This is a genomic window from Allobosea sp. 05T433, assembly GCF_056396065.1.
Genome location: NZ_JBFTKS010000018.1, coordinates 77,900 through 104,255, shown reverse-complemented (window position 1 = coordinate 104,255; position 26,356 = coordinate 77,900). Strand labels below are relative to the sequence as shown.

At 64.0% G+C, this 26,356-nt stretch carries 29 protein-coding genes; 9 read left to right on the top strand and 20 right to left on the bottom strand.

Annotated features, from left to right (window positions below; translation table 11 throughout):
* Window positions 1-93 precede the first annotated feature (93 nt).
* A complete protein-coding gene (locus AC1DGP_RS22920; RefSeq protein WP_441508047.1) occupies window positions 94-726 on the top strand; it encodes a VOC family protein in 633 nt (210 codons plus the stop codon).
* 202 nt (window positions 727-928) lie between these two features.
* Here the strand turns inward: AC1DGP_RS22920 and AC1DGP_RS22915 are convergent, their stop codons facing one another.
* From AC1DGP_RS22915 to AC1DGP_RS22885, 7 genes are read right to left on the bottom strand one after another with little or no spacing between them, the layout of a single operon-like run.
* Window positions 929-1,843, bottom strand: coding sequence for a VOC family protein (locus tag AC1DGP_RS22915; protein ID WP_441508048.1), 915 nt, complete (start codon window positions 1,841-1,843; stop codon window positions 929-931).
* A 57-nt stretch (window positions 1,844-1,900) separates the two neighbouring features.
* On the bottom strand, window positions 1,901-2,710 hold the full coding sequence (locus tag AC1DGP_RS22910) for an SDR family NAD(P)-dependent oxidoreductase (protein ID WP_441489947.1): 810 nt from the start codon (window positions 2,708-2,710) through the stop codon (window positions 1,901-1,903).
* A 43-nt stretch (window positions 2,711-2,753) separates the two neighbouring features.
* Window positions 2,754-3,473 (bottom strand): ABC transporter ATP-binding protein, encoded by a 720-nt coding sequence (locus AC1DGP_RS22905; protein ID WP_441508049.1) that lies wholly within the window; start codon window positions 3,471-3,473, stop codon window positions 2,754-2,756.
* Between the two features lie 3 nt (window positions 3,474-3,476).
* Window positions 3,477-4,280 (bottom strand): ABC transporter ATP-binding protein, encoded by an 804-nt coding sequence (locus AC1DGP_RS22900; RefSeq protein ID WP_441508050.1) that lies wholly within the window; start codon window positions 4,278-4,280, stop codon window positions 3,477-3,479.
* Window positions 4,280-5,227, bottom strand: coding sequence for a branched-chain amino acid ABC transporter permease (locus AC1DGP_RS22895; protein WP_441508051.1), 948 nt, complete (start codon window positions 5,225-5,227; stop codon window positions 4,280-4,282). The genes AC1DGP_RS22900 and AC1DGP_RS22895 overlap by 1 nt, the downstream gene beginning before the upstream one ends.
* A 4-nt stretch (window positions 5,228-5,231) precedes the next feature.
* Window positions 5,232-6,119, bottom strand: coding sequence for a branched-chain amino acid ABC transporter permease (locus AC1DGP_RS22890; protein ID WP_441508052.1), 888 nt, complete (start codon window positions 6,117-6,119; stop codon window positions 5,232-5,234).
* 51 nt (window positions 6,120-6,170) lie between these two features.
* Window positions 6,171-7,316: an ABC transporter substrate-binding protein gene (locus AC1DGP_RS22885; protein ID WP_441508053.1), complete on the bottom strand. Its 1,146-nt coding sequence runs from the start codon at window positions 7,314-7,316 to the stop codon at window positions 6,171-6,173.
* A gap of 173 nt (window positions 7,317-7,489) precedes the next feature.
* Between AC1DGP_RS22885 and AC1DGP_RS22880 the strand changes: the two genes are divergently transcribed.
* From AC1DGP_RS22880 to AC1DGP_RS22855, 6 genes are all read left to right on the top strand, one after another.
* A complete protein-coding gene (locus AC1DGP_RS22880) occupies window positions 7,490-8,212 on the top strand; it encodes an FCD domain-containing protein (RefSeq protein WP_441508054.1) in 723 nt (240 codons plus the stop codon).
* A gap of 90 nt (window positions 8,213-8,302) precedes the next feature.
* Window positions 8,303-9,160 carry a fumarylacetoacetate hydrolase family protein gene (locus AC1DGP_RS22875; RefSeq protein WP_441508055.1) on the top strand — a complete coding sequence of 286 codons (858 nt, stop codon included), beginning with the start codon at window positions 8,303-8,305 and terminating at the stop codon, window positions 9,158-9,160.
* A gap of 81 nt (window positions 9,161-9,241) precedes the next feature.
* Window positions 9,242-10,165, top strand: coding sequence for a VOC family protein (locus AC1DGP_RS22870; RefSeq protein WP_441508056.1), 924 nt, complete (start codon window positions 9,242-9,244; stop codon window positions 10,163-10,165).
* A 73-nt stretch (window positions 10,166-10,238) separates the two neighbouring features.
* On the top strand, window positions 10,239-10,982 hold the full coding sequence (locus AC1DGP_RS22865) for an SDR family NAD(P)-dependent oxidoreductase (RefSeq protein WP_441508057.1): 744 nt from the start codon (window positions 10,239-10,241) through the stop codon (window positions 10,980-10,982).
* 74 nt (window positions 10,983-11,056) lie between these two features.
* Window positions 11,057-11,431 (top strand): nuclear transport factor 2 family protein, encoded by a 375-nt coding sequence (locus AC1DGP_RS22860; RefSeq protein WP_441508058.1) that lies wholly within the window; start codon window positions 11,057-11,059, stop codon window positions 11,429-11,431.
* Window positions 11,432-11,505: 74 nt separating this feature from the next.
* Complete coding sequence (locus tag AC1DGP_RS22855; RefSeq protein ID WP_441508059.1) at window positions 11,506-12,444, top strand: LysR family transcriptional regulator; 939 nt, start codon at window positions 11,506-11,508, stop codon at window positions 12,442-12,444.
* Window positions 12,445-12,550: 106 nt separating this feature from the next.
* Here the strand turns inward: AC1DGP_RS22855 and AC1DGP_RS22850 are convergent, their stop codons facing one another.
* The 3 genes from AC1DGP_RS22850 to AC1DGP_RS22840 form a co-directional block, all read right to left on the bottom strand.
* Complete coding sequence (locus tag AC1DGP_RS22850; RefSeq protein WP_441508060.1) at window positions 12,551-12,994, bottom strand: DoxX family protein; 444 nt, start codon at window positions 12,992-12,994, stop codon at window positions 12,551-12,553.
* Between the two features lie 184 nt (window positions 12,995-13,178).
* Window positions 13,179-13,475 carry a putative quinol monooxygenase gene (locus AC1DGP_RS22845; protein WP_441489960.1) on the bottom strand — a complete coding sequence of 99 codons (297 nt, stop codon included), beginning with the start codon at window positions 13,473-13,475 and terminating at the stop codon, window positions 13,179-13,181.
* A gap of 206 nt (window positions 13,476-13,681) precedes the next feature.
* Complete coding sequence (locus AC1DGP_RS22840) at window positions 13,682-14,323, bottom strand: hydrolase (RefSeq protein WP_441508061.1); 642 nt, start codon at window positions 14,321-14,323, stop codon at window positions 13,682-13,684.
* A gap of 302 nt (window positions 14,324-14,625) precedes the next feature.
* Here AC1DGP_RS22840 and AC1DGP_RS22835 point away from each other — a divergent pair, with 302 nt between their 5' ends.
* Window positions 14,626-15,540 carry a pirin family protein gene (locus AC1DGP_RS22835; protein ID WP_441508062.1) on the top strand — a complete coding sequence of 305 codons (915 nt, stop codon included), beginning with the start codon at window positions 14,626-14,628 and terminating at the stop codon, window positions 15,538-15,540.
* 44 nt (window positions 15,541-15,584) lie between these two features.
* Here AC1DGP_RS22835 and AC1DGP_RS22830 read toward each other — a convergent pair whose 3' ends face one another.
* The 4 genes from AC1DGP_RS22830 to AC1DGP_RS22815 are packed head-to-tail and all read right to left on the bottom strand — an operon-like array spanning window position 15,585 to window position 19,155.
* On the bottom strand, window positions 15,585-15,863 hold the full coding sequence (locus AC1DGP_RS22830) for a GNAT family N-acetyltransferase (RefSeq protein WP_441508063.1): 279 nt from the start codon (window positions 15,861-15,863) through the stop codon (window positions 15,585-15,587).
* Between the two features lie 54 nt (window positions 15,864-15,917).
* Window positions 15,918-16,382, bottom strand: a complete 465-nt coding sequence (locus tag AC1DGP_RS22825; RefSeq protein ID WP_441508064.1) for a DoxX family protein — start codon at window positions 16,380-16,382, stop codon at window positions 15,918-15,920.
* A gap of 21 nt (window positions 16,383-16,403) precedes the next feature.
* Complete coding sequence (locus tag AC1DGP_RS22820) at window positions 16,404-17,981, bottom strand: DHA2 family efflux MFS transporter permease subunit (protein ID WP_441508065.1); 1,578 nt, start codon at window positions 17,979-17,981, stop codon at window positions 16,404-16,406.
* 25 nt (window positions 17,982-18,006) lie between these two features.
* Entirely contained in the window at window positions 18,007-19,155 is a 1,149-nt protein-coding gene (locus AC1DGP_RS22815) for an HlyD family secretion protein (protein ID WP_441508066.1), read from the bottom strand.
* Window positions 19,156-19,408: 253 nt separating this feature from the next.
* On the opposite strand from AC1DGP_RS22815, the gene AC1DGP_RS22810 reads away from it, so the two are divergent.
* Window positions 19,409-20,485, top strand: coding sequence for a LysR family transcriptional regulator (locus tag AC1DGP_RS22810; RefSeq protein ID WP_476832543.1), 1,077 nt, complete (start codon window positions 19,409-19,411; stop codon window positions 20,483-20,485).
* 162 nt (window positions 20,486-20,647) lie between these two features.
* Here AC1DGP_RS22810 and AC1DGP_RS22805 read toward each other — a convergent pair whose 3' ends face one another.
* The 6 genes from AC1DGP_RS22805 to AC1DGP_RS22780 all read right to left on the bottom strand — a co-directional run bounded on the left by AC1DGP_RS22805 (window position 20,648) and on the right by AC1DGP_RS22780 (window position 26,339).
* A complete protein-coding gene (locus AC1DGP_RS22805; protein ID WP_441489968.1) occupies window positions 20,648-20,803 on the bottom strand; it encodes a hypothetical protein in 156 nt (51 codons plus the stop codon).
* A 279-nt stretch (window positions 20,804-21,082) separates the two neighbouring features.
* A complete protein-coding gene (locus tag AC1DGP_RS22800) occupies window positions 21,083-22,318 on the bottom strand; it encodes an FtsX-like permease family protein (RefSeq protein ID WP_441508068.1) in 1,236 nt (411 codons plus the stop codon).
* Window positions 22,315-22,977: an ABC transporter ATP-binding protein gene (locus AC1DGP_RS22795; RefSeq protein ID WP_441508069.1), complete on the bottom strand. Its 663-nt coding sequence runs from the start codon at window positions 22,975-22,977 to the stop codon at window positions 22,315-22,317. The genes AC1DGP_RS22800 and AC1DGP_RS22795 overlap by 4 nt, the downstream gene beginning before the upstream one ends.
* Before the next feature lie 34 nt (window positions 22,978-23,011).
* On the bottom strand, window positions 23,012-23,476 hold the full coding sequence (locus AC1DGP_RS22790; RefSeq protein WP_441508070.1) for a hypothetical protein: 465 nt from the start codon (window positions 23,474-23,476) through the stop codon (window positions 23,012-23,014).
* A gap of 44 nt (window positions 23,477-23,520) precedes the next feature.
* Window positions 23,521-25,266, bottom strand: a complete 1,746-nt coding sequence (locus tag AC1DGP_RS22785) for an alkaline phosphatase (protein ID WP_441508071.1) — start codon at window positions 25,264-25,266, stop codon at window positions 23,521-23,523.
* 320 nt (window positions 25,267-25,586) lie between these two features.
* On the bottom strand, window positions 25,587-26,339 hold the full coding sequence (locus AC1DGP_RS22780; protein WP_476832549.1) for an SDR family NAD(P)-dependent oxidoreductase: 753 nt from the start codon (window positions 26,337-26,339) through the stop codon (window positions 25,587-25,589).
* Window positions 26,340-26,356 lie beyond the last annotated feature (17 nt).

The window sequence follows — 26,356 nt, the reverse complement described above, 5'->3', positions numbered from 1 at the left end:
TGCGAAACATGTTTCAATCGCCTGGATCTCCGTCATTTCAGGCGATTGGAGGTGTGTCGCAACTCTCACTCATCTGAATGGAAGGAGTTCGACATGAGCGATACTCAACTGCGCAGCGAGACTGCAAACCGGAGCCTCGGAGCCCTGGGGGCCGACCTGAAGCTTGAGGTCGTCAGCATCCCCGTTGCTGATGTCGATCGCGCCAAGCGCTTCTACGGTGGCTTGGGTTGGCGACTTGATGCCGACATTGCAGGCGACAATTTCCGGGTTATCCAGGTCACGCCTCCAGGCTCGCCCGCTTCTGTCATCTTCGGCAAGGGCAACACCGTGGCCCCCTATCTCATCGTCTCCGACATCGTGGCGGCGCGCGCTGCACTCGCCGCTCGCGGAGCCGAGGTTGGCGAGATCTACCATTACGGCGAGCAGGGAGACCGTCGCAGCGGGCCCGAGCCGACACGGCGCAGCTACGCGTCGTGGCTCTCGTTCAAGGACCCGGACGGCAATGAATGGCTGCTGCAGGAGGTCACCCAGCGTCTGCCCGGACGGGTCGAGGCGGGTGATACACGCTTCGCCTCATCCAGGGAGCTCGCGGCCGCGCTCCGGCGTGCGGCGGCCGCGCATGGCGAACACGAGAAGCGAAACGGCGGCCAGCATGATGAGAACTGGCCGGACTGGTATGCCGAGTACATCGTGCAGGAGCAGGCCGGCAAATCGCTGCCGACATAGGGTTTTGCTACGACCCCATCGGCCGCTCCTTGGGCCGGCGCTGCTCACAGGTCTGGTTGAAGCGAGCGGCCAGCGCGTGGCTCGCATCGCTTTCCCCTGACGGTTGAGCCGCGGCGCGCCCGTCAGGATCAGGGGTCCGCGTCCGGATTGGCGATGGCCCGCCGCGGTCACCTGTCGGCGGGCCGTTCGCGAGTGCGGAGGGTCATGCCGCGTAGGCGGCGGCTGCGCACCTTGCAAAGCCCAGCGCCGGATCGATGAAGTTCGCCGGCGGCGGCGAGCCCCAGAGATTGATCCAGCGGTCGGAAAGCGACGGTGAAATCGTCCAGCTGCGCGGTTCGTAGAGCAGGTCATTGTCGATGCGGTCCATCCCCACCGACATTTCGACGACGCAGCCATTGGGGTCGACGTAATACTGGAAGACGTTGCCACCGGCGCCGTGGCGCCCCGGCCCCCACAGCAGCGAGCGGTTCTTGAGGACAAGCCCGTCAGCGATGCCGGCGAGGTCCTCGAGGGCGTGGAAGTCGAAGGCGTAGTGATGGAGATCGCCATCGCCGGGGCAAAGCGCTACGGTGTGGTGATAGCCGTCGGCGGCCCGAAACCAGCGGAATTCGTCGCCGCCGGTGCGATCCGAGAGCTCCATGCCGAGCAGCTTGACCAACAGGTCACTGAAGGCGAGCCGGTCGGGAACCTTGAGATTGACGTGCTCGATGCGTTTGGCACGCGCCCCAGGCCCGATATGGCGCTGTGCCTGATCGCGTGCGATGGGCGTGTGGACCTCGAAGATCGGCCCCCATGGCGTCGCGAACCGTATGGCGCGCTCGATGCCGTCATGAAGCGGCCTGTCGTCCAGGATCTCCAGGCCTTCCGAGCGCACCCGCCGCCCGATCTCGTCGACCGCTGCGGCGTCGGATGCTTCGAGCCCGATCGCCAATGTGGCGCGGCTGCCGCCTCGCGTCAGCGCGACCTCCCAGCGCCGTTCATTCGAAGACAGGAACACTGTGTCGCCGCGCCGGCCCGTCACCTTGAGACCCACGAGTTCGGCGAGGTCCTGCGCGGACCCGTCCGGATCGGGCGTCGTGAAGGCGACGAAGCCCATCTGACGAATGAGGTGGCTCATGCTGCTACTCCTGAGACTGTATGTTGCCGGGTCGGGTGTGGAGAGTGTTGTCAGGCGTCAGCGCGCGTTGACGCTGAAGCCACCATCGATGTTCAGCTTGGCGCCGTTGATGTAGCGGGCACGATCGGACGCGATGAAGAGTGCCAGGTCGGCAACCTCGTCGACCTCGGCCCAACGCTCCATGAAGATGCCGCGCTCGCGGCAGAAATCGGCGAGGAACTGCTCGCGGGTCTTGCCTTGCTGCTTGGCCAGGCCGTCCGCCCATTCCTCCCGGAATTCGGTGCCGACCAATCCCGGCACGATGGCATTGACCGTGATGCGCTCGTTCCAGAGATCCTGGGCGAGATAGCCGGTCGTGTGGATCAGCGCGGAATTGTTCAAGCCGTGCAGCATGGCAGGGCGCCAGACCGCGATCCCCGATGAGCCGGTGATGTTGATGACGCGCCCGGTACCGTCGCGAGCCATCATCGGCAGAAATTCGCGAATGACGCGCAGCGCGCCAAGCGTCTTGACCTCGATGAGCTCCCGCCACTCGTCATCGTTCCAGAGCACCTGCCTGTCGTTGCGCGTGACAGGAGCCCCTGCATTGTTGATCAGGATGTTGAGGGTCGAGAACCCGGGGACGGCTCGAAGCGTCTGCGCAGCGGATGCGACTGAATCCGCCTGGGTGATATCAGCCGAGACGGTGGTCACGGTCACCGACGTTTCCTTGCGGATCTCGTCGGCGGCTTCCTCCAGAGCCTCTCGTCCGCGCGCCAGCAGCGCCACGTTGACGCCTTCTCGCGCCAGCGCTCGTGCAATGCCCTTGCCAATGCCTTTACTGGCTCCGCACACCAAAGCGGTTCGCCCAGAAAGTCCCAGTTCCATGAGATGTTTCCTTGACTTGATGTCGTGAAGCTCTGCGGCGCACTCAGCCGTGCAGGTAGGCCTTGATGAGACTGTCGTCGGCGAGGACGCCCTGCCATTCGCCGCGCCTGATCTCCTGCGCGACCTTGCCGACGGAGAGCACATAGGCCCGGTCCGTCATTTCGGCGGCGATCGTGATGCTCTGTTCTACCAGCAGGATCGCCATGCCCTGGCTCCGCAGGTTGTTCAGGACGCCAAGGATCTCCTTGACGATCTTCGGGGCGAGCCCCGTCGTGAGTTCGTCGAGGATCAGGAGGTCTGGCTGCAGGAGAAGCGCGCGGGCAATGGCGACCATTTGCTGCTGCCCGCCCGAGAGCAGCCCGACTGACGAGTGATAGCGCTGCTGCACGGCAGGAAAGAGCGTCAGCACCTCCTCGAGGCTGAAGCGCGGGCTACCTCCGGAGGCCTTTCGGCCGGCGCTTTCAGCGAGGCGCAGATTGTCGCGAACGGTCAACTCGACGAAGAGATTTCTGTTTTCGAGCACAACCGCGATGCCGCGCTCGGCCCGGCGGTGCGGCGGCAGGTCGGTTAACTCGACGCCATCCTTGAGAACCCGACCAGCCATCGGTCTCACCAGACCGCACAAGGTTCGCACCAGCGTCGTCTTGCCGGCGCCATTGGGGCCGACGATCGCGACAGCCTCGTTCCGGCTGACCGACATCTCGATTCCATGCAGCACGGGCAGGGCGCCGTAACCAGCCTGGAGTGATTGGATCTGCAGCATGGCTCAGCCTCCCAGATAGGCTTCGCGCACGCGGGGATCGGCCTGGATCGCAGCCATGGGCCCGGATGCGATGATCTCGCCGAAATAGAGAGCGTGCACGGTGTCGGCGATCGTCATCAGGCCCATGTCGTGGCTGACCAGCAGGATGGTCATGCCCTCGCTGTTGAGCATCGCGATCCAGCTGCGCAATTGCCCGATCTCCTCGGTGTTGAGGCCCGAGGAGGGCTCGTCGAGCAGCAGCAGTCGCGGCGCCCCGACATAGGCGCGGGCAAGCTCGACGACGCGGCGCTGGCCGGCTGGCAGGCGTCCGGTCTGCGCATCCAGGAATTTGCCGAGCGCGAACTTGCGACAGGCCTCTTCGGCGGTATTGCGTAGCCGATCGAACTCGCGTCGCGCTGTGGGCGTGCGCAGCATGCTCGCCAGAATGCCGCTGCGGCCGTCCTTGTGCAGACCCACCATCACATTTTCCAGCACCGACATGCGCTCGAATACTTTCGGCGTCTGGAAGGTACGCATCAGACCATGACGGGTGCGCGCCTGGATGCTGTCGGCAGCCATATCGCGCCCGGATAGCAGGACCCGCCCGGCCTTGGGGCGCAGGAATCCGGAGACGATATTGAAGCAGGTGCTCTTTCCCGACCCGTTCGGCCCGATCAGCCCGACGATCTGGCCCTGCGGGACCGCGAAATTGACATCGGACAGCACCTTGAAGCCGCCGAAACTATGGGCGATGCCCGATAATTCCAGGGTCGCTTGCAGGTCGATCGGCCGCGAGGGGAGGCGTTTCAGGTCGGCGACAGCAGTCATCACGCCATCCTCCGTTTCACGAGTTGCGCGAGGCGATCTGCGCCTCCGATCAGCCCGTCGGGCAAGAGGGTGACGACCAGCACCAGCGCCAGCCCGAACAGAACCTGGTGAATGTCGCCGAGACCGCTGAGCAGCTCGGGGATGAATGTGACGAACAGCGCGCCGGCGATGATCCCCCAGACCGATGTCGAGCCGGCGACGACCGGAATCAGGAGGAATGCGATCGAGCGTTCGACCGTGAAGCTCTGCACGCTGATATAGGAGACGTAGTGCGCGAAGAGCGATCCGGCGAGCGAGCCGAGCATGGCGCAGATGACGAACATCGCAGTCTTGAGACGGTGCATGTCGACGCCGAGGACCTCAGCGGCCGGGGCGGCATCGCGCATGGCGCGCATGCCAAGGCCCGGACGCCCGCGGACGAGGTTGTCGGCGAGGAGCAGCACGAGGATCGCGATTGGCCAGACGAGGTAGTAGACCCGCTCGGGCGTATCGAAGGCGAAGCCGACGATGCTGAGCTTGGGAATGCCGCCAATGCCGAGCGTGCCGCCGGTCAGCCAGTCCCATTCGAAGAACAGGACATTGCCGATGAGGCTGAGGGCAAGCGTGGCCAGGGCGAGAAAGAAGCCGGTCAGGCGCAGGACCGGCCAGCCCACGGCGAGGGCAATCAAGGCGCTTGCCACCATGCCGGCCAGGAACCCGGCCAGGGTCGGCAAGCCGAGCTGAACCGTGAGATAGGCCGAGCTGTATGCGCCGATGCCGTAGAACAGCGCCTGGGCCAGATTGACGATGCCGCATTGACCGAGCAGCAGTCCGACACCGAGCCCGCCGATGGTGAACAGGCCGGCGAACACGAAGAGATCGATCAGGTGCCGCGACAGCAGGAGCGGCGCGAGGGCCCAGGCCAGGGCAAGCAGGAGAAGCAGGAGAGGTCGGCGCAGGTTATCCATGGCGCTAGCCTCCGATCCGCCCGACACGGCCGAGCAGGCCGTTCGGCATGACKATCATGATGACGATCATCATCGCGAGCGCGATCACGTCCTTGTAGCCGGAGGGAAAGCCGACGACGGCGAGGGATTCGAGCAGCCCAAGCGTGACGCCGCCCAGCACCGCTCCGAGCGGGTTGCTCAGTCCTCCAAGGATGGCGGCTGCGAAGCCCTTGAGGGTCAGGGCGATGCCCATGTGGTAGTTCACCGCAACCAGGGGAGCGACAAGGATGCCCGCGATCGCGCCGACGGTGCCGCCGAGCAGGAAGGTCAGAGAGCGCATCCGGCGAACATTGATGCCGTTCGTGGCGGCGCCGTCGGGATCCATGGACGCCGCCATCATCGACAGCCCGAGCAGCGTCCTGCCGTAGAAGAGGCGCAGACCGACGACCACGATGATCGCCGTACCGATCAGCCAGAGAGCCTGGATCTGCAGGAAGGCATCGAGGATCTCGATGACGCCTTCTTCGCCCCAGCTCGGCAGGAGATAGGAGTTGCGGCCTGCGAGATAGAGCACTGCGGCAGACAGCGTGACCGCCAGGCCGATGGTGAGCAGCAAGAAGCTTTCCTCGCCCGCGCGCTGGCGCATCATCGGCTGCACGAACAGGCGATCAATGATGACACCGACGGCCGCACCGGAGATGACGCCCAGAAGGATCGACAAGCCATAGGGCAGGCCGACGGGCTCCAGTGCGAAGACGGTGACCATCGCGCCGATCACGGCGAATTCGCCCTGCATCGCGTTGATGATCTGGGTGCCCTTGAAGATCACGGCGAGGCCTATGCCGATCAGCGCATAGACGAAGCCGTTGGTGATCCCGGACAGGATCGCCTGCATGACGAGACTGGCTGACATGATGAGAGGTCCGGTAGGGAAGGCAGGCGCTCGGCACCTGCTCCTCCACGGTCACTTGGCGGCGGAGTAGTCGAGGCGCGTGAACTTGCCCTTGACCAGCTTCGAGTAGTTGAAGCTGGCGAGCGTCAGCCCGCCCATATCCGGGGCAGAAAAGTCGAATTTCGCCATGACGCCCTGGTAGGGACGGCGCATTGCGCTGCAGAGGGCTTCGTTCGTGGCATCGGGCCCGGCTGTCTTGAGCGCCTGCGCCAGCGACATCACGGCATCCCAGCCCGCGGCCTCGAAATGCTTCGGCAGCCGGCCGTGTTCCTTCTGGAACAGGTCCACGAACTCGCGCTGATGTGGCAGCGGGTCTTCGGCGATCAGGAACTCGGCGTGGATGATGTTGTCGGCCGCATCGCCCATGGCCTTGACGTAGTCATAGGTCGCGGTGCCGTGGACGGAGATGATCGGCGCCGTGAGCCTCACCTGCCGCGCATTGCGGAAGGGCATCGGAGACGTTGATATGACGATGACGGCATCCGGCGCGCTCGCCCTCACCTTGGCGGCCTGCGTCGTCAGATCGGTGGCAGCGATCTCGAATTTCTCGACCTGGGACCAGGTGACGCCGAACTCTCCGGCGAGGTCCTTCATGCTGTTCCAGACGACCTGACCGTAGCCGGAATCATGCAGGACGCCGACCTTGCTCGCCTTCATGTCGCGGACATAGGAGAGCAGCGCACGTGCGTTCAACTCCTGTGACGGCGTGATGTGGAACACGCAGGTCCGGTCGCGTTCGACGGCAGGTCCCAGCCCTGAAAAGGCGATCTGGGTCAGCTTCAGCGGCGCCGTGATGCCGCCGACTGCGACGGTCTGGGCGATGCCGGAGGTGCCGATCAGCGCCTTGATCTTGTGAGAGTGCACCAGCGCGTTGACCTTGCTGACGGCGACATCCGGGCTCGACGCGTCGTCCTCGATCAGAATCTCGATCGGCTGACCGTTCACGCCGCCGCGTGCGTTCAAGGTCTTCTGAGCAAGCAGAATGCCTTCCCGCTCAGGGAGGCCGACACCGGCAATGGCGCCCGTGGCTGAGATCACGGCGCCGATCCTGATCGGCGCTCCGCTGGCGGCCGTCTGGGCAAGAGCAGGCATTGGGGACAGCGACAACAGCGCGGTCGGCGCGAGTGCGATGAGCGAACGATAGGCTTGCAGAGCCATGGCTGATTTCTCCCTCCGGATTGGGCGCTGGCCGCGCTCCTTGATTGAGGGGGAGGCTACGAGATTTTCATGTCATGTCAAATATTTTCGAAAATAAAAGATATCATGCGATATTCCGGGGCTTATGTTACAACCCGCGGCACGATGTCGATGTCCAGGATGTGGAGGCAATCTTGAATCTGGTCCGCCCAACCCAGCGCGAGCTCGCTCGTCAGGCGAATGAAGAGCCGAAGGGGCGTACGCGGATGTCGGGCATCTACGAGTTGCTGCGGCGCGACATTCTGGAGTGCCGACTGAAGCCGGGCATGCGCCTCCGTTTCGAGGAGTTGCGGACGCTCTATGAGATCGGCCTCAGCCCGTTGCGCGAAGCTCTTATGAAGCTGGCATCCGATGGGCTGGTGGTTCTGGAGGAGCACAAGGGCTTCCGTGTCGCTCCGGTCTCGCGGTCCGATCTTCTCGATATCACCTACATGCGCAAGGAATTCGATGCCATGGGGGTCAGATTGTCGATCGAGAAGGGGGATGATGCCTGGGAAGCCAACATTCTCGCCTCCCTGCATGAGCTTAGCAAAAAGCCCAAGCTCGGACCGGACGGGCTTGTCGATGCGGAATGGGAGAGGCGCCACCGGGCCTTTCACCTGACCTTGGTCTCGGCCTGCGGCTCCCCGTGGCTGCTTCATTTTCGCGAGCAATTATACGACCAGGCCGATCGCTATCGGCGCTTGTCGGTGCAGTACTTGCGTGAGCCTCGCGACCATCTCGCCGAGCATCGAGAGATTGCGGACGCAGCGCTCGCCCGCGATTCGGATGCCGCTGTTTTCCTCGTTCGTCGCCACCTGGATCGGACCGTGCAGATCCTTCTCGCGGCAGACGGGGTGCTGTCGGTCGACCTGTAGACATTATCGACAGATAGAAAGATATTCGAAAATCTGTTGACGCCCGGATTTTGGCTGCTACCGTCTCGACATCCAATCAAGGAGATGGCGATGCGGTACGTGAGTTATGTCTCGGGTCAGCAGGCGGGTTTGGCCGTCCGTGATGGCGCTGAGCTTTTCGATCTCGGTTCCGTCGATCTCGGCAAGGTCCTTGCGGATGGACCCGGTGCCGTTGCCGCGCTGGCCCGCGCGCCGCGGGGCAAGCGACTGGACCAGGCCACCCTTCGCTTTCTCCCGCCGGTTGCCCGACCGCCCAAGATCGTTTGCGTCGGGTTGAACTATGTCGATCACGCGGCCGAGAGCCCCTACAAGGACGTCCCGAGCTATCCGGCCGTCTTCCCGCGCTTTGCGTCGAGCCTTATCGGCCATGGCGAAGCCATCGTCCGCCCAGCGGTATCGGCCCAGCTTGATTTCGAGGGCGAGCTCGTGGCCGTGATCGGGCGAGGCGGCCGGCATATCTCGCGTGAAGCGGCGCTCGACCACGTCGCGGGTTATTCGATCTTCAACGACGGCTCGATCAGGGACTACCAGTTCAAGTCACCGCAATGGACGGTCGGCAAGAACTTCGACGATACCGGCGCGTTTGGCCCCGAATTCGTCACGGCCGACGAGTTGCCGCCGGGCGGCAAGGGCTTGAAGATCGAGACGCGCCTCAATGGCGTGGTGGTCCAGTCCGCGAATACCAGCGATCTGGTTTTCCCGCTTGCCGACCTGATCTTCTATCTCAGCGAGGCGATCACGCTGGAGCCTGGCGACCTGATCATTACCGGAACGCCGGCTGGGGTCGGATTTGCCCGCAAGCCGCCGCTCTTCATGAAGGATGGCGACATTTGCGAGGTCGAGATCGAAGGGCTCGGCGTGCTCCGGAATCCGGTGCGCGACGAGGTCGCTGTGGCGAGCGCAGCCTAGCCGCGCCGCCGCGTCGCACTGAACCCAAGCAAGAACAAGAATAGCCCAAAAGAAATGGACTGAACGAGGGAGTTTACGCTCATGACGCCGCTGGTTACCCGCCAGAGCTACATGGCCTTGAATGTCGAGGATCTGGATGCATGCGTAAGGGATGCAGAAAGCGTCCTTGGGTTGCGCATCGTCGACTACCATGACGGGCGCGCCGTGTTGACGGCGACAGGCCGTCGCGCGGAGTTGATGTTGCATCAGGCTTCCGGCAACGCAGCGCGGACGGTGGGCCTCGAGGCACTGGATGGCGATGCCGTCGAGGCCGCGGCCTCGCGCGCCTCAGCGGTTGGACTTGCGGTCTTGTCCCGCGAGCCGTCGCTGCCATGCATCGAGCGCTCGGTCACCTTCACGACCAGCGATGGCCATGTCTTCGAAGTTCATACTCCGATGCCGGCGGACCAGCCACGGCGCTACGCCGGGGCCGGGATTCACCCGCGCGGCATTTGTCACGTCAATCTGACGTCTCCCGATCCCTGGCGGATCTACGGTGAATTGCACGAGACCCTTGGTCTCAAGATTTCGGAGCGCACCTCGGGATGTGAACTGGTCTGGCTTCGCGCTGCCGACGGACGGCATCACACGGTCGGGATCGTCAAGGGGGCTCGACCGGGCATCCATCATTACGCCTGGGAATTTGCCCAGTTCACCGATTTCATGCGGCTCGGCGACGTGCTCGACGCATTGGACCGCGTTGTAGTCTGGGGGCCCGGGCGTCACGGCGCGGGCGACAATCTCTTCGCCTATTATCTCGATCCGGCAGGTTTCATGGTGGAGTGTTCGTCGGAGATGGAAGTCATCGCGAACGATACCGGGTATGAGCCGAAGGTTGCCGATATCGATGCGGACCTGACCAATATCAAGGTCGTGAACCGTTGGGGCGCGCCGCCGCCGCGCCCATGGATCCAGCACCACACCGATTTCGCTGTCTTCGACGGGCACGGTTCCGCGCGCGGCTGAATCGTCCGGCGCTACTGCGGAGGTCAAGTCCGCAGCAGCGGCTCTCGGGAACATCCTGAGATGGGAGAGAGATGTGCTGCTTTCCGGAAAAGTCATCGTCGTCACCGGAGCGGAATCCGGCATCGGCCGGGCCATAGCAGAGGCCTGTGCAGAGCAGGGGGCGAGCCTCATCGTAGCGGGGCTCGACAAGAGCAAACTCGCGGACGTGGCGGCAGCGCTTGGGAGCGCGGGGCGTGATGCTCTGGCTGTCGCAACCGATATCAGAGAGGCGGTGGCCGTCAGCCGATTGTTTTCTGCGGCGGTCGAGCGCTTCGGGCGCATCGATGCTGCCGTGGCGAATGCCGGCATCATCGGCGCGCGAAAACCGGCTGCGGAACTCACGCTGGAGGACTGGCAGCAGGTTCTCGACGTCAATCTCACCGGAACCTTCCTGACGGTTCTGGAGGCCGCACGCGTGATGGTGAGGCAAGGCGGGGGCGGGTCCATCATTGCGACCGGATCGTCGACCGCCCTGCGGCCGGTGTCTGGCCTCTTGCCCTATGTTGCGAGCAAGGGCGGCGTTCACGCGCTGATGCAAGGCCTCGCGCTGGAACTGGCGCCGCACCGGATCCGGGTCAACACGCTCGTCCCGGGCACGACGGCGACGGATGCCACGCGTGCCATGCCCGGCTATCTCGATCAGGTGGCGAAGAGCCTGCCGATGGGCGAGGTCGTCGATGTGCAGGAACTCGGGCGCTATGTCGCCTTTGCCCTGAGCGATCAGCTTCCACATCTGACCGGAGCGCATCTCAAGATCGATGCCGGCCGGACGATCTGAAGGCCCGGACTCTGAGAATCCAAGTCTCTGAAGATCCAGACCGGCATTGCCCGAAACCATTCGAGGATACGTTCATGACCGACCCGACGATCCGCGCAATCGAGCAACTGGAGAAGCGGCGCTATGACGCCATGCTGCAGGCGGATCTCACCGTGCTTGGTGACATGCTCTCCGACAGCCTCGCCTATACGCATTCCAACGCAGCGCGCGACGACAAGGAAAGCTACCTGCAGAAGGTCGGCGCGAAGTTCTTCGACTATCACGCGATTTCCAACGAGGATCAGGAGATCAAGGTCTTTGGGGATGTCGCATTGGTGACCGGCGTCATGAAGGCGGAGGTCACGGTCAACGGCACCGCGAAATCTCTGAACAATCGCTACCTTGCCGTATGGCTCCGAGAAGCTGGAGAATGGCGCTTCGTGGCCTATGCACCGACGCCGGTTTCGTAGCTGGCGCTGGCCGTGTGGCTGAAACGGTGCCGAAGCCCTTTCGCTAAGGGGTGATGGTTCGCTATCATCGAACAATGGCTTGGCGTTTCGACGATGTGCTGACCTTCCTCAAGGTGGTGGAAGCCGGGGGAATTACGGCTGCGGCGAGTGAGCTGAAGCTGTCGAAATCCGTGGTCAGCAAACGCATCAGCGATCTCGAAGAGGCGCTCGGCGTCGCGCTCCTCCACCGCTCGACCCGCAGCGTCACGCCGACCGAACAGGGTTCCTTGTTCCACGACCATATGCGCGACGCGCTGCGCAGCATCGATGAAGCCGTGGAGGTGGTGACCGACCGTACGGGCCCGCTGAAGGGGCGCTTGCGGGTGACGGCACCGATGAGCTTTGCGACATTGCATCTTGGTCCGATGCTGGCTGATTTCGCGCGGCTCCACCCTGGCGTCGAATTCGCGATCGACCTTGACGATCGCATGCTGGATCTGGTTGCGGGCGGTTATGACCTCGCGATCCGCATCGGGCGGTTGCCGGATTCCTCACTTATCGCGCGAAAGCTGTGCCAGAGCCGGCGCATCGTCTGCTGCAGCCCCGCATATGCCCGGGAGACGGCGCTGCCGAGGTCCATCGACGAGATCTCGGCTCATAACTGCATCGACTACGCCAATGCCCATGCCAGCCGGCTCTGGCAGTTCCTCCCCATCGCTCCGGACATGCGCCCGCGCACAGTGGTGACACGCAGCCATCTCGTCACCAATAATGGCGAGGTCATGCGCGATCTGGCGATTGCTGGCCTCGGCCTTGCGGTCCTGCCCCTGTTCATTGCGGCCGATGCTGTTCGCGCGGGGCGGCTGATCCATGTCCTGCCCGATGACGAGCCGCTGCCGGATACGATCTACGCAGTCTATCCGCCGACGCGCCATCTGTCGCACCGCGTCCGGACACTTGTGGACTACCTGAGCAAGCGGCTGGCGAACGGTGTGCCCTGGACGATCCCAAGCGATCAGGGCTCGGCCAGCTGACGCCCTTAGATCATCGGACCGGATATCGTATCCGGTTCGATGATCTAACCCTTTGTGTTTGCATCGGCTTTCCCGAAGACCGCAATCCACTTTTCGGGCCGATGCTTTAGAATTCCCGGCCGAGCCAGCGATCGAGTGACAGCCGGCCACCGCCATGCACCGACATCAGGGCGAAGGTCCCGAGCCAGACCACGGTCAGGTGATAGCCGGTGCCGCGCGGGATCATGACCATCACGAGGATCACCACGAGCTGGATGAACAGCATGAAAGCGAGCGGTCTGGTGAGAAGGCCGATCGCGATGGCGAGACCTCCGAGCAATTCCAGACCGCTGGTGAAATATGCGAGCGGCACGGCCGGCTCCAGACCGAGCCGTTGAAACAGTTCGATGTCGCGGGTCATGCCGTCACCGAACAGCTTGGTCCAGCCGAATGTCGCCATGATCAGCCCGGACGTGGCGCGCATTGCCGCATAGGCCAGAGGTTCCAGAGCGGCGTAGAGGGGCGCCAATTTCGGGATGATAGCGCGCTGCTTATCCAGGTTTTCAGCCATGACGGGGATCCAGATTGCGGAACGTGGGTGATCGATCGGTCGAGTGGGGCGACGCATCGGCGATGCGGCGCAGCGGCCTGTTGCGTTCGGGGCGAGGAAGAGCGGAAGCGGCGCCGGGACGCGTCTTCGCCGGCCGTGTGAGCTGGAACGCAGCAAACGCGGCTAAGGCATCGTCCCGAGCTCTTCACGCGATGCGGTTCAGGAAGCAGGCGATCTCGGTGCGTTCAACATTGGCGGCGCCATGGTCCTGGAAGTGCCGGATATGGTCCCCTTCGTTGTGATGCTTGTCCCGGGCTTCGGTGCTCGCCCAGTGTTCAACGAAGACGAAGCGGCGCGGATCATTCTGGTCGACGAAGAGATCGTACCGCAGACTGCCTTCTTCCCGGCGTGAGGGCTCGACGACATTGGTCAGGTCGCGGCGTAGGTCCGCCTCCTTGCCGTCCTTCGCGTAGAGAGAAACAACGATGAAGAGCTCGCCCATTCTGCCGATCCTCCACGGTGGGCAGGTCAAATCAGAGAAGCGCCCTGCGGCTCCCGCCGGCGGGCCGTTGCCCTGATCGATCCCAGGTTCTCATCCGGATCGATGCAGCACGCTCCCGACGACAGGAGCCGGAACCTGCGTCATTCGAGCCCGAGTGAGACACTCCAGCCTGGATCACGTCACGGCGCCGGCGGCTTTGTCCCGACTTACTCGGTCCGATCGTAGGAGAACTGGATGCCGGCCGTGCCGCCGGTCTCGATGAACAGGTTGATGAAGGCTGGAACGGTCTCCTTGCGGGCCCAATCGCGCTGCAATTCGCAGAAGAGCTGCGGCACGCTGATCATCTTGCCGCCCGCCTGCTCGATCCGCCGCAAGCCCGCCTCATGCGCCGCAACCGAAGTGCCGCCGACAGCATCGGCGACGACATAGACCTCGTAGCCGGAGACGAGTGCGTCGATCGCCGGGAAGGTCAGGCAGGCCTCGGTCCAGAGCGCCGTCATGATCAGTTTCTTGCGCCCGGTCGCTTCGATCGCCTGGCGGAATTCGACATCCTCCCAGGAATTGATTGTGGTGCGATCGATGGTTGGAATGCCCTTCAGGGCCTTCTGGACCTGCGGGATCGGCGGCTTGTTGAGGCCGGTCTTCACATTCACCGTCGAGTGGACGATCGGCAGCCCATAAGCGACGGCCGCCTTCGCGGCACCGACGATGTTGTTGATCATCAACTGTCGGTCCATCGAGGCGATCGAGTTCACCTGAACCGGCTGATAGTCGATGATGATGAAGGCCGAATTCTGCGGCGTCAGCAGGTGATCCTTGCGCGGGTCGCGAATGGCTTCGCTTGTCATGACGTCATCCTCGCTGTTGCTTTGGCACGCTGACCGGTGCCTTGACGGTGGCGCAGCCGCGCCGGGCGCCCGCGACATCGTCGCCTCAGGGTCCGAACGGGCAGGTCAGCCTAGCACCGCGATTCAGCCCCGGAAGCGTACCGCTCCCGAACTCTGTGTTCTTTCTGGTCGAACAATGGTGCTGTGCATGACCTCGCCATCCCCCACGGTGAGGCTCATAATCGCTGCCCGGAAACTCAGGGCCGATGATACAGCGGCGATCGATCCCGATTCCGCTTGGTCCGTGCGCAAGGGAGACGCCGATGAGCTGGCTACCGACGGAAGACCCCATCACGGGCGATCGAAAATCCTGCGATGCACTCGAACTTGTCGTCGTTCCGCGCGTGCGCGACCTCGGCGGCTTCAATGTCCGGCGTGCGCTGCCACATGGAAGGCGCCAGATGGTCGGCCCTTTCATCTTCTTCGATCATTTCGGGCCGGTGCAGTTCATCGCCGGTCATGGCATGGATGTCAGGCCTCACCCTCATATCGGCCTCGCAACAGTGTCCTACCTGTTCGATGGACGCATCATGCACCGGGACAGCGAAGGCAATGTGCAGGAGATCAGCCCGGGCGCCATGAATCTGATGACGGCGGGACGGGGCATTTCCCATTCCGAGCGCACGCCTGAAACCGATCGCGACGGGACCCACACGATGCTCGGGCTGCAAAGCTGGATTGCGCTTCCTGTCGCGCAGGAGGAGATCGCTCCCTCCTTCCAACATTATGGCGCGACGGATCTGCCGACCATCCAGGACCAGGGCGTGAAGGCGCGGATCATCGCCGGTTCCGCCTTCGGCAAGGCGGCGCCCGTCAGCATGGCCTCTGAGTGGTTCTATGTCGAAGTATCGCTTGGCGCAGGCATGAGCGTTCCGCTCGACGCCGATCATGAGGAGCGTGCGATCTATGTCGTCAGCGGCGAGATCGATATCGCGGGCGACCTGTTCGAAGGCCCGCGCCTGTTGATCTTCAAGCCGGGCGACCGGATCACGGTCCGCGCGACCCAGCCGACGACAATGATGTTCCTGGGTGGCGCTGCGCTCGAAGGTCCCCGTTACATCTGGTGGAACTTCGTGTCATCGAGCAAGGAGCGCATCGAGCAGGCCAAGGAAGATTGGAAGCAGGGGCGTTTCGGGCATGTGCCCGATGAGAGCGAATTCATTCCTCTTCCGGAATAGCCAGGCAGTTCGCAGCGGGCGCGCGGGCGGTTCCCAGCCTGCTTTCAGCCGTCGATGATATCGTCATATTCGGGATGCCTGCTGGCCCAACCCGCCATGAAGGAGCAGCGGAGGACGATCTTTCGCCCACTGGCACGGATGAGATCGAAGGTCCCCTTCGCCAGCCTGGAGCCGATGCCCTGACCTGAAAGCTCCTGCGGTACTTCCGTGTGGGTCAGCACGACACGGTTTGCGTCGAGCCGATAATAGGCCAGGGCCAAGCCTCCATCGACCGCCAGTTCGAAGCGGTTCAGGTCCGGGCGGTCGATGACGATGCCATCCATGGCTTTCTTCCCTCCTTGTCGGTTCACGCAAGTTCGAGGCTGCTCCCTTCCCGGTCACCGGGAACGGAGCAATCCGAACAGGCTGCGGATTTGACGATGTCCGCCTCCCATTGCCAAGGCGAGGAGAAGCCCCCCGAACAGGCCGGCATTCTGGAGAAAGATCACGCTCTGGGGCAGGGGGATCGGGCCCGTATCATTCCAGGGGGCATGAGCAACCACGGTCGCCATCGCGGTAAATCCCGCGAGCAGTCCCGCACCGATCCAACTCGTCCGTGGCCAGACCAGCAGGGCTGATCCGCCCAGCTGCGTCACGATGACGGCGGCCGCCATGAGGGTCGGTAGCGGCAATCCATTATGGGCCATTTCCTGTACTGCGCCGCCAAAGTCGAACAGCTTGCTGAGACCGCTGAAGACGAAGCCTCCGGCCAGCAGCATGCGGGCGAGCAGATATCCGGAATGATGTGTCTCGACCTCGGGCGAAGCCCGGTCGCTGGACGAAGTCGGCACTCGAATAGACATGGGTGTTCTCTCCCTGGGGGATTACAAGAGCTTTCCGGGCAGCATGGTCTTGCGGAAGCCAAATGCGATCAGGATCGATGCGAGCATCAGGATGCCGAGCAGCAGGAACGCGTCGCGATAGGCCAGGACGAAGGCTTCCCGTTGCAGCGTGCGGGCGATGAGGGCGGTAGCTGCCCGCGTCGCTTCGATCTCGGGCAGGCGCGACGAGAACATCTGCGACAGCGTCTCGATCCGCTGCGTGGCCTGGATGCTTGCGGTCGTGACATGCTGGCCGAGCAGGTTCGAATGCACCTGTTCCTGAACCCGGACGAAGGTGCCAACGGCGGCCACGCCAACCGCCGAGCCGACCGTGCGCAGGATGTGAACAAGCGATGCGATCCAGGGAATTTCGCGCAGCGAGATGTCTTCGGTGATCAGGACCATGATCGGAATGGCCAGGAATGGCGCGGCGCTCGACTGCACGACAAGGGGAACGAGAACCTGGCTCGCGTTCCACTGGCTGGTCAGGCCTGCCATCATCAGGAGGCCGACGCCCTGCAGCGCGGCGCCGAAGACAAGCAGGCGGCGCGGATCGACCCTGTAGCAGAGGCTGGCGACGAGCGGCATAAGGAGCAGCTGCGGCAAGGCGGAGGCCAGGAACACGCTGCCGCTCTCGAGCGCCCTGTAGCCCTGCACCCGGGCGAAATATTGCGGCAGCACGAGAGCTGATGACATCACCGCGATGCGCGTCAGGAACATCATGAACAGGCCGAGCCCGGTGTTGCGCCGCCAGAGCAGGCGGGGATCGACCAGCGGATCGTGATGCAGGAGCGCGTGGACCAGGGCGCCGCCGAGGAGAAGCGTGGCCGAGGCCGCCAGTCCGGTAATAAGCCCCGAGGCGAACCAGTCGAGGCGGTTTCCCTGATCAAGCGCAGTGACAAGAGCCGCCAGCCCGAGTGAAAGCGCGATCAGGCTGAAACCGTCAGGCCTTCGAAAGCGCATGTACTTGATCGGATCGCGGGTCAGGCCATAGGACCCGGCGAACAGCGTCAATGTTCCCGGCAGCACGTTCAGCCAGAACAGGTACTGCCAGGTGAAGTGGTCCATCACCCAAGCTTCGATCGACACCGAGAGGCTCGGTGTGAAGGCTGAGATCAACGCATAGAAGGAGAGGCCATACAGGCGCATGGGCTGAGGCAGATGACGCATCGTCACCGCATAGGCCATCGGGATCAGGACGCCGGCACTGAGCCCGCGCAAGGCCTGGAACATCAGCAGGACAGTGAGTGACGGGCTGAACGGCGCGGCCAACGAGAAGAGCGTGAAGAGCAGGGAACCGAGGAGCACGCCGCGGGCCGGGGACAGGATCCCGCGTAGCCAGACCGCGGCTGGGATAGCGGCAACCTCCGCCGTAATGTAGGCGGTCGTGATCCAGGAGCCTTCATCGGCTCCGATCCCGAGCGCGCCCCGAATGTCGGCGAGGCCGATTTCAGTCAAGCGCGCATTCACGAGTGCGGTGAACGTGCCGAGCAAGACCGCCGCGACACCGACCAGTGCGCGCAGGCTCGGTGCGGCCGCGATTGGACGCGCAGGGGCTGCGGGATGGATTGCGGTCGCCATGATCGAGCCTCCCGAGGTTGCGGGTTCAGCGTTGAGCCTGTTCCGGCGCCAACCGGTCGGTGTGGATCGTCGTGACGACCGACATTCCGGGACGCAGCAGCCCCTCCAGTTCCGGAGTGGAGTCGAGCGCGATCCGAACTCCGATACGCTGGGCGACCTTGGTGAAATTGCCGGTTGCGTTATCCGCCGGCAGCAAGCTGAACTCCGCGCCGCTGGCGGGCGACAGACGCTCGACGCGGCCGGTCAGGGCGCGGCCAGGGAAGGCATCGATCGTCACGCTGACGGCTTGGCCTGGCCGGACCTGCGAAAGCTGGGTTTCCTTGTAATTGGCCACGACATGCACCCGTGGCAGCGGCACGATCGAGATGAGCTGCGACCCTGTGCGGACATATTGCCCTTCGCGGACCGAACTCGCGTTGGTGATGCCGTCGATCGGGGCAGAGATCCGCGTGTAGCCGAGATCGACGCGCGCAAGGTCGAGAGCCGCGCGCCGGCTTTGCAGTTCGGCTCGAGCCTGCTGATCCTGGGTTCCAAGCACCGCGAGCTGTTGCCGCTGAACTGCGATTTCAGCCCGCTTCTCCAATAGTCGCGCATCGAAGCGCTTCGTATCGGCTACGGCGAGTTCGAGCCGCTGTGCCGTCGTCCAGCCGTCGCGTGTCAACGCCTCCTGCCGACCGCGTTCCTGAACGGCACGGTCGCGATCAGCCAGGATGGCCGCGATGCCGGCTTCTGTCTGAGCGATGACATAATGCTGCAGCTCGGTCCGGCTTTCGGTATTGCGCAAGGCGGCATCGGCTGCTGCGACGCCGGCTTCTGCCTGTCTGACGCGCGCCGCGTGTTCCGTGTCTTCGATCTCGAACAGTGCGTCACCCGCCTTTACCGGCTGAAAGTCCGCGACCACGACCCGGGTGACCCGGCCCCCGGTTTGCACGCTGACCGGAACGGTGTCGGCTCGAAGATAAGCGTTGTCGGTCGTCTGGTCGGTAAGCCCCGCGATCCAGTGTCCCCATCCCAGCGGGATGACGATGGCAAGCCCGACGCCTCCCACCAGCACGGAGGTGCGGGCGAGGTTGATCAGCGCGCGGCGCGGCTTTCTCTTGTGCTGTGCCGGTTGTTCGCTTGTCTTTGCGGCGGGGCCTTCTGCCGGGCGAAGGCGGGCGACTGCAGCGCTCATGTCGATGTTCCTCACCGGCCAATCTGATCTGCCGGGTGCGGCCCGAATATGGGATCTCAGGGCTTATGATTGAAATGAAACTATGCCATTTGAAGAATGAGTGCTGCTCATATGGCTTCCCCTCGATGAGAGCGGGGCACCTCGTGAGACGAAGGGAGCTGCGGAGCGCTTCGGCTGCCGGCTGTGGTCGCAAGGCAGGCGGCCAGGCTGTCTGGCGAAGGGACGAAGATGAAACCTGCCATTCACAAGCTGCGTGCCGAGGCGGTTTCCCCTGGCGAGCTCGGTTCCGGGGGCAGCTGGCGGTCCGGTCGCGAAGGAGCGCGAGCAAGAGCTCCCCGGTTCTCAATTGGATAAAGCTCGGCCAATGAGCATCCTTCACAAGCTTGATTTGAATCTCATCCGCGTCTTCGATGCGGTCATGGAAGAGCGAGGCGCCTCCCGCGCCGCTGCTCGCCTGGGTTTGACCCAATCAGCCGTCAGTCATTCCCTGAACAAGCTGCGGCGGATCCTCGACGACGAATTGTTCGTACGCGGCCCCGGCAGAATGCACCCGACGCCGCGCGCTGAAGAGTTGGCACAGCCGATCAAGAGCGCACTTCGTCAGATCGAGGCGGCGTTTCACGGGCCTGTATTCGAACCGGGCTCATCTGAGACGCGCTTCGTCATTGCTACATCCGACTATGTCATCGGCGCCCTGATGCCGCCCGTTCTTTCAAAACTGGGACGGATCGGGCCTGGCCTGCGGTTCTGGCTGCGCCCGTTCAATGATCTCAACCTCGTGGAAGAACTCGATCGCGGAACCCTGCATCTCGTCATTGGAGCGTTCGGGCGCGTCCCGTCCCGCCTTGTCATGGAGCCTCTTTTCACAGGACCGAATGTCTGGGTCATGCGGAGAGGGCATCCTGCTGCGACCGGCACCTTTGGTGTGGAGGAACTGGCGGAATTCCCGCATCTCGACATTCTCATCGCCGGCCAAGGCGCAATGACTGCGGGCGGAACAATCGACCAGGAGGGCCTCGAACGGGCCTATGTCAGCAGCAATCCGCTCCAGCTCGAAGCGCTGATGGCGGAGCGTGGCCTGACACGCAAGGTCGGGGCGGTTGTGTCTCATATTCTCACGGTGCCCCCGATTATCGCTGCCACCGACATGATTGCGTTCGTCCCCAAGCAATTGGCGGAGCAGAATCCGGGGCTTGAATTCCGTGATCCGCCCTATCCAAGCCCGGCGCTTCAGATCTCGATGCTGTCCCACCGCACGATGGGAGCACACCCATCGGTTGCCTGGTTGCGGCAGGAATTGGTCCGGGAGCTTGCGAGCCTGTCGGGCTAGGCGTGCTCCGAACGCAATGATCCTGCGGGCCATGCGTGCGTTCGGGGCCTGTGCCGGGCGGCACAGGGGCAGGGGGCAGTCCTCTCCAAGACCGGCGGCCAATCTCCTCGGAAGGGTGAGTTCATTGCCGCGATGGCCCGGGCACAACATGCAGTGTCGTCCCTAGACGTCACTTCCACCCCGTTTCAATTCCCAGGTCAGTATCGCCAGTGCGAGCCGTTCGAGCTCGAGGTCCGTCATCGGATTATGGGCGGCTGCGGCGTGGATCTCACCGGCACGCGCACAAGCACGCAGGTAATCGGCCTCCGAATTCAGCACGATTGGGCGCCGGCCAGGGAACTCGGGAGCGCGGTTTCGGCGGCGCTCTGGTCGTTCGTCACGCATTCCTGATCATCGCGTTTTTGACCGCCATCGATCGCCATCCTCGAATGCCATCATGGTGCGGCGAGAGGTTAGGCTCATCGCTGCCGATGACAACCCTGCGTTGCGATCGTTGGATGGTTTCGTTAATCAAGCACTAACCGCTGGGAATGGCACCATGAACAGCCGCGGCCGTTCGACCTTGACCTTCGCCAGCAAAGCGGGAGCCGCCACGCTTCAGTCGCGCAGTCCCGACGCGATCGGGTTGGCGAACGAGGCGATCGCCGGCAGCAGGCTGAGAACGGTGCCGACGACGAACAGCAGGGCGATCTGCAGGAATTCAGGCTTGTCCAGTGCGATCGTGAGGCGAAGGCCGGTCTGCGCCTCGATCAGGCCTGACAGGACGCCGGCAGCAGCACCACCGAGCAACAGCCCGGCGATACAGCCGAGCGCCATCAGCAGGGCCATGCCGAGCCAGATCACGAGCAGGACGTAGAGCCGGGATGCGCCCATGGCACGCAATACGGCGTAGCGCCGCCGCCGCAGCCCGGTCACCGCAATCAGCAGCAGAAGGATCGAGGCCAGCACCAGCGTCGCATTCAGCGTGGAAGCGAAGACAAGCACACCACGCGCGTCGCCGAGCGAGCGATAGATCCCGACCAGGACTTCGGCGGGAAAGAACGCCATCGTCCCGCCCTGGCGATACTGGCTGCGCAGGGCATAGGCCCCGGCCACGCTGCGCGGCTTGACGACGATCGCGGGCACGCCGGGCACAGGCACGCCATCGAAGGGCGGCCCGATCGTCTCGGTGCCTGCGGCGTGTCCATTGCCGAGCCCGTGAACCTCCCAGACGCTCTCGATCGGTACCAGGATCGCGCGGTCCCAGGGCGATCCGAGCGGCGGCAGGCGGCCGACGATGGTGTAGTCGTGGCCGGCATGGCGGTGTCCGGCCTCGTCCTCATCCTCCTCGCCCGCTTTATGAGTCTGGCCGGCAACACCATGCGACGGCGTGATGCTCTCGCCGAGCCGATAGTCGACATCGGCGCCGATCAAGGCTTCGCGTTCCCTGGCGAAGAGGCGCCCCTCGCTCGGTGTGACGCGGCCCCAGCGCGTGGCAAAGGCCGCGGTCGTGCCGATGATCGGATAGCCACGTGTGACGTCGCCGAAGGCGATCGGCGCGAAGGCGGCGACACGCTCGTCCCGGGCCAGCGACTGCAGGACGCTTCCCTCCATCAGCGGGATCGCGTCGAGCTGCAGATAGACCGTCGACATCAGCAACTGGGTCTGGCTGCCGGGCGCACCGATGAGGAGGGCGAAGTCATCCGCCGCGGCGGCCGAACTCTGCCGCAGCGCCCGCTCCTGCGCGCCGATCGCCACGCCGACTGCAACCGCCAGCGCTATCAGGACGACAATCGCGGCCGCCGTCCAACGCAGGGCGCGAAGATCGGCGAGGATCATTGCGAAGGGGTTCATGCGGCCTGCTTCGCAATCGGAGACGCGGCCTTGATGTCGAGCCGATGCTTCATCCGCGCCAGGAGCGCGGCATCATGCGTGGCGCAAATCAAGGTGGCGCCGGCCTCAACGGCCGCATCGACCAGCAAGGCGCCCACCTCATCGGCATGGGCCGCATCCAGACTGGCCGTGGGTTCGTCGGCGAGGATCATGGCAGGCTGCCGGCAGACCGCGCGGGCAATCGCAACCCGCTGCTGCTCGCCACGTGAAAGTACTCCTGTCCGGCGGCGCAGATCAGTGAGACCCATGCGCGCGGCGACGGTCTTGGCATGCTCCCGCTCGGCCGGGCCAACCCTCCAGGATGAGAAGGTCGTGGGCAGCGTGATGTTGCCAAGGATGTCGAGTTCCGGGATCAGGTGGAAATCCTGGAAGACGGAGCCGAGCGTCGAGAGACGCCAGCGGTCGCGATTGCCGGGCGACAGGGAGGAGATCTCCGTCTCGCCCCATGAGACCCTGCCTGTGCTCGGCACGATCAGCCCGGCAATCAGGTGCAGAAGCGAGGTCTTGCCGGAGCCTGAGGGGCCGCGCAAACCGATATGAGCGCCGGAAGGCACTGTGAGTTCGGGAACGTCCAGCACGCGGAAAGGGCGCCCGTCGCCGCCGCGATGGTCGAGTGTCACGTTTGAAAGCCGCAATGTCCGAGCGGCGGATCGCTCAGGCGAGTGTGAAGCGGGCATCGACGAGTCTGATCTGGCTGACGAAGCCGGTTTCCTGATCCGTGGCCGAGCCTATCTCCAGCCGACCCGACACGACGACCTTGCGACCGGCGCTGACCATTGGCGTGATCTCCTTCATGAAGACGACGACGATGTCGACTGGCCAGTCGGCATCCGATTGGCAGAACGGGCAGATCGCCAGCGGCTCGCGCGTGAGCACGAAGAAGTGGCTTTCCGGCTTCAGCGGAGGCGCCATGTAGCCGGTCAGGCGTACCTCTTGTCCGCGCAGGGCCGTGACGCGGTCCGAAAACTGGAAGCCGAGCACGCCGAAGGATCTGTAGAGGCCGTCGAAGGCGATCGTGGCCGGCTCCGCCGCTCGGACATCCCTGCAAAGCAGGGCCACCGCGAGACCCGTGAGGGTCACGCGGCGGGTGGTCAGCATCTCATGGCGTTGCCGTTGCATCGCTCGTCCCTGTCGGCGGATGGCCGGCCTACTTGCCGCCTTACTTACTTGCCGCCCAGCGCCAGTGCTTCCGCCATGACGCGGAAGACATAGGTGTTGGGCTTATGGCCGCGGAACTTCTCGGCGCCCGGGCCCATCGCAGTCAGGATCACGTCGTCGGCGGAGTGGACGCCGCTATTGGCGTCGAAGGGCAGGTTGCCTGTCCGGCGCGCGGCCAGCGGGCCGGTGCAGTCCTTCTCGTTCGCGATATTGGTCTTGCCATCCGGGCCCTTGACCGCCGGCACGCGTTCGCCGGTCATGTCCGGGCGGCCGGTGTCGCAGGTGTCGGGATAGCTGCCATAGACCACTGCGAGGCGGCGCGAGGTGTCGACCTTGGTGGGGTAGCCGTCCACGTCGAGCGGGCCGTAGTTCGGCGGCACGGAGTCGGCGTAGACGCCGAGCTTGTCGCGCAGGAGCTGGCCCGGACGGTCGTCGTCATAGGTGCCGATGATCGAGATCGGATGGGCGTGATCGGGCACCACGATGATCAGGGTGTCGTTGCGGTCGCCGGCGAAGTCCTTCGCCACCTTCACCGCGTTGTCGAGCATGATCGTATCGAACACCGAACGCTCCCAGTCGAGCGAATGGCTGTACTTGTCGATGCGGGCCGACTCGACCATCAGGAAGAAACCGTCCTCGTTGCCCTTGAGCATGTCGAGCGCAGCCTTGGTTTGCTCTACCACGTCCGGCTGGTCGGGGAACTTCGAAACCGTGCCCTTCTTGGTCAGCCGCAGATCGAACGCGCCGTCGATGTTACCGGTGTTGTAGAGGCCGAGCAGCTTTTTCGAGCCGGCCGCGACAGCCGCGTTCATTTCCGTCTTGGTGGTCGCGAGCGTGTAGCCCGCCTCCTTGAACTTGGCGATGAAGTCGAGCTCATCGGTCCGCTTCGAACCGTGGGTCGCCTTGGACAGGAAGTTCGGGGAGCCGCCGCCCATGATCACGTCGGGCTGCACATCGTGGAACATCTTGACGATGTCGTTGAAATCCGAGCGGCGGCGGGTGTGGGCCACCATCGAAGCCGGGGTCGCGTCCTCGATTTCCGAGTTGGTGACGACGCCGATCGCCATCTTGCCGCGACGCTTGATCACCTCGGCGATGGTCTCGACCTTGGGATGGTCGAGCGTCAGGGCGTTCTTGGCGCAGTAGACGCCGAGTGCGTTGACGCAGGATTTATGGCCGGTGGTGTAGGCATGGGCGGCATTGGCGCTGTCGGTCACGATCGAGTCCGTGCCCGAGGTCGAGATCAGCGCCATGTTGGACATGTCGTCCATGGCGAGCTCGCCATTGTAGCGACCTTCGTCCCAGCCCTTGGAGAGAATGCGGGCCGCGGTGCGGTTGGCGACCGACATGCCGTCACCGATGAAGAGGATGACGTTCTTGGCGCGGCGCGGCTGGGTGGTGGCGAAGACCTCCCATTTGACCGTCGCCTTGTTGGTTCCCTGCTTCGCCTCGACGGTATAATTGCCCGCCGGAAGCGTCGCGCCACGCAGCCACAGCGCCGAATGCTTCTGGCCTTCCTCGTTCTGCATGAAGGTCGTGGCCTTGCCGAAGATTTCGGCGGCCGGCTTGCCGTTGATCGTGACCGCGACATCGGCCGAGGTCGGCGCGTTCGGGAACTCGACCTTGAAGTCGAAGCGCGAGCCCTCGAGGATTTCGGCACGGTTGATGGGATAGATCGTCTGCGCGGCGACAGGGGCCGCAGCGAAGGCGCTGCCAATTGCTACCGCATGCCAAAGCGTTCTCAGTTGCATCCCCAACCTCCGATAATCCGTGATCCCTTGGATGGGGTGAGCTAGTTGCAGCCGCACATGACAGGATGGCGACAGCCCTGCATGTTGTTGAATACCATCCGACCACGCCTGCCCCAACATCAACAGGGCATCCAGGGACGGCCTGCCCGACCGATGCGCGGTTGCACCATTCCGAAGACGGGCGACCTCGACGCCCGCGTCCCGGGCATGAGCGACGCGAGGGCGCGTCCCGAGCCGCCAGCGCGTGCCCCGATGGCCGGCCCGTGTGAGATTGCCAGGGGCCGATCGTGGCTCGACCTCAGGAGGCGCTGCGGTTTCGCCTAGCAGGCGAAGGACAACCTGGCGCCGCCGGATGCTTCGATGGACTGTCCGGTTACCCAGCGGAATTCGTCCGAGAGCACGGCTGCGATCACGGCGCCCACATCGCTGGCCTCTCCGAGACGCCCCAACCCCGTCTTCTCGACGATGGACTGAATGATCTCCGGATAGCGATCGAACGCATCGTCGCCGATCCGGGTCCTGGTGGCGCCCGGCGCAACGGCGTTCACGCGGATGCCGCGGCGGCCGAACTCCTTGGCCATGTAGCGGGTGAGTACGGTCAGGCCGCCCTTCATCGATGCATAGGCGGAATAGCCCGGCTCCATGCCGCTCTGCAGGGTCGAATTGCTCGTCACATTGACGATGGCACCGCCGTCAGCAAGCACTGGAAGCAGAGCCTGGGTCAGAAAATAGGGTCCCTTGAACAGCACCCGCATGAAGGAGTCGAAGAGCTCCTCGCTGGTGTCCTCGAACAGGGCCATCTGTCCGAAGCCCGCATTGTTGACGAGGTAGTCGAAGGAGCCTGCGTTCCATTCGCGCTGCAGCATTGCCGTTGCCTCATCCCGGAACGCCGCGAAGCTGTCGCTGCGCCCGACATCCAGGTGCAAGGGAACCGCCTTGGCGCCCCTTTGCCTCGCTGCCTCGACCACATCGCGCACGCGATCCTGGCGCTGCTGACGCCGACCGCGCGTCGTGTCGCGGTCGGCGTCAGTCGGCGTTCCGGCGCAACKGCCGGTTTGGCACGCCGCAGGGATCGAAGCTCTTCCTTCCC

Coding starts and splice junctions, on each gene's coding strand:
- AC1DGP_RS22920 (WP_441508047.1), top strand. CDS start 94: ATGAGCGATACTCAACTGCGCAGCGAGACTGCAAACCGGAGCCTCGGA.
- AC1DGP_RS22915 (WP_441508048.1), bottom strand. CDS start 1,843: ATGAGCCACCTCATTCGTCAGATGGGCTTCGTCGCCTTCACGACGCCC.
- AC1DGP_RS22910 (WP_441489947.1), bottom strand. CDS start 2,710: ATGGAACTGGGACTTTCTGGGCGAACCGCTTTGGTGTGCGGAGCCAGT.
- AC1DGP_RS22905 (WP_441508049.1), bottom strand. CDS start 3,473: ATGCTGCAGATCCAATCACTCCAGGCTGGTTACGGCGCCCTGCCCGTG.
- AC1DGP_RS22900 (WP_441508050.1), bottom strand. CDS start 4,280: ATGACTGCTGTCGCCGACCTGAAACGCCTCCCCTCGCGGCCGATCGAC.
- AC1DGP_RS22895 (WP_441508051.1), bottom strand. CDS start 5,227: ATGGATAACCTGCGCCGACCTCTCCTGCTTCTCCTGCTTGCCCTGGCC.
- AC1DGP_RS22885 (WP_441508053.1), bottom strand. CDS start 7,316: ATGGCTCTGCAAGCCTATCGTTCGCTCATCGCACTCGCGCCGACCGCG.
- AC1DGP_RS22875 (WP_441508055.1), top strand. CDS start 8,303: ATGCGGTACGTGAGTTATGTCTCGGGTCAGCAGGCGGGTTTGGCCGTC.
- AC1DGP_RS22870 (WP_441508056.1), top strand. CDS start 9,242: ATGACGCCGCTGGTTACCCGCCAGAGCTACATGGCCTTGAATGTCGAG.
- AC1DGP_RS22860 (WP_441508058.1), top strand. CDS start 11,057: ATGACCGACCCGACGATCCGCGCAATCGAGCAACTGGAGAAGCGGCGC.
- AC1DGP_RS22855 (WP_441508059.1), top strand. CDS start 11,506: ATGGCTTGGCGTTTCGACGATGTGCTGACCTTCCTCAAGGTGGTGGAA.
- AC1DGP_RS22850 (WP_441508060.1), bottom strand. CDS start 12,994: ATGGCTGAAAACCTGGATAAGCAGCGCGCTATCATCCCGAAATTGGCG.
- AC1DGP_RS22845 (WP_441489960.1), bottom strand. CDS start 13,475: ATGGGCGAGCTCTTCATCGTTGTTTCTCTCTACGCGAAGGACGGCAAG.
- AC1DGP_RS22840 (WP_441508061.1), bottom strand. CDS start 14,323: ATGACAAGCGAAGCCATTCGCGACCCGCGCAAGGATCACCTGCTGACG.
- AC1DGP_RS22835 (WP_441508062.1), top strand. CDS start 14,626: ATGAGCTGGCTACCGACGGAAGACCCCATCACGGGCGATCGAAAATCC.
- AC1DGP_RS22830 (WP_441508063.1), bottom strand. CDS start 15,863: ATGGATGGCATCGTCATCGACCGCCCGGACCTGAACCGCTTCGAACTG.
- AC1DGP_RS22825 (WP_441508064.1), bottom strand. CDS start 16,382: ATGTCTATTCGAGTGCCGACTTCGTCCAGCGACCGGGCTTCGCCCGAG.
- AC1DGP_RS22820 (WP_441508065.1), bottom strand. CDS start 17,981: ATGGCGACCGCAATCCATCCCGCAGCCCCTGCGCGTCCAATCGCGGCC.
- AC1DGP_RS22815 (WP_441508066.1), bottom strand. CDS start 19,155: ATGAGCGCTGCAGTCGCCCGCCTTCGCCCGGCAGAAGGCCCCGCCGCA.
- AC1DGP_RS22800 (WP_441508068.1), bottom strand. CDS start 22,318: ATGAACCCCTTCGCAATGATCCTCGCCGATCTTCGCGCCCTGCGTTGG.
- AC1DGP_RS22790 (WP_441508070.1), bottom strand. CDS start 23,476: ATGCAACGGCAACGCCATGAGATGCTGACCACCCGCCGCGTGACCCTC.
- AC1DGP_RS22785 (WP_441508071.1), bottom strand. CDS start 25,266: ATGCAACTGAGAACGCTTTGGCATGCGGTAGCAATTGGCAGCGCCTTC.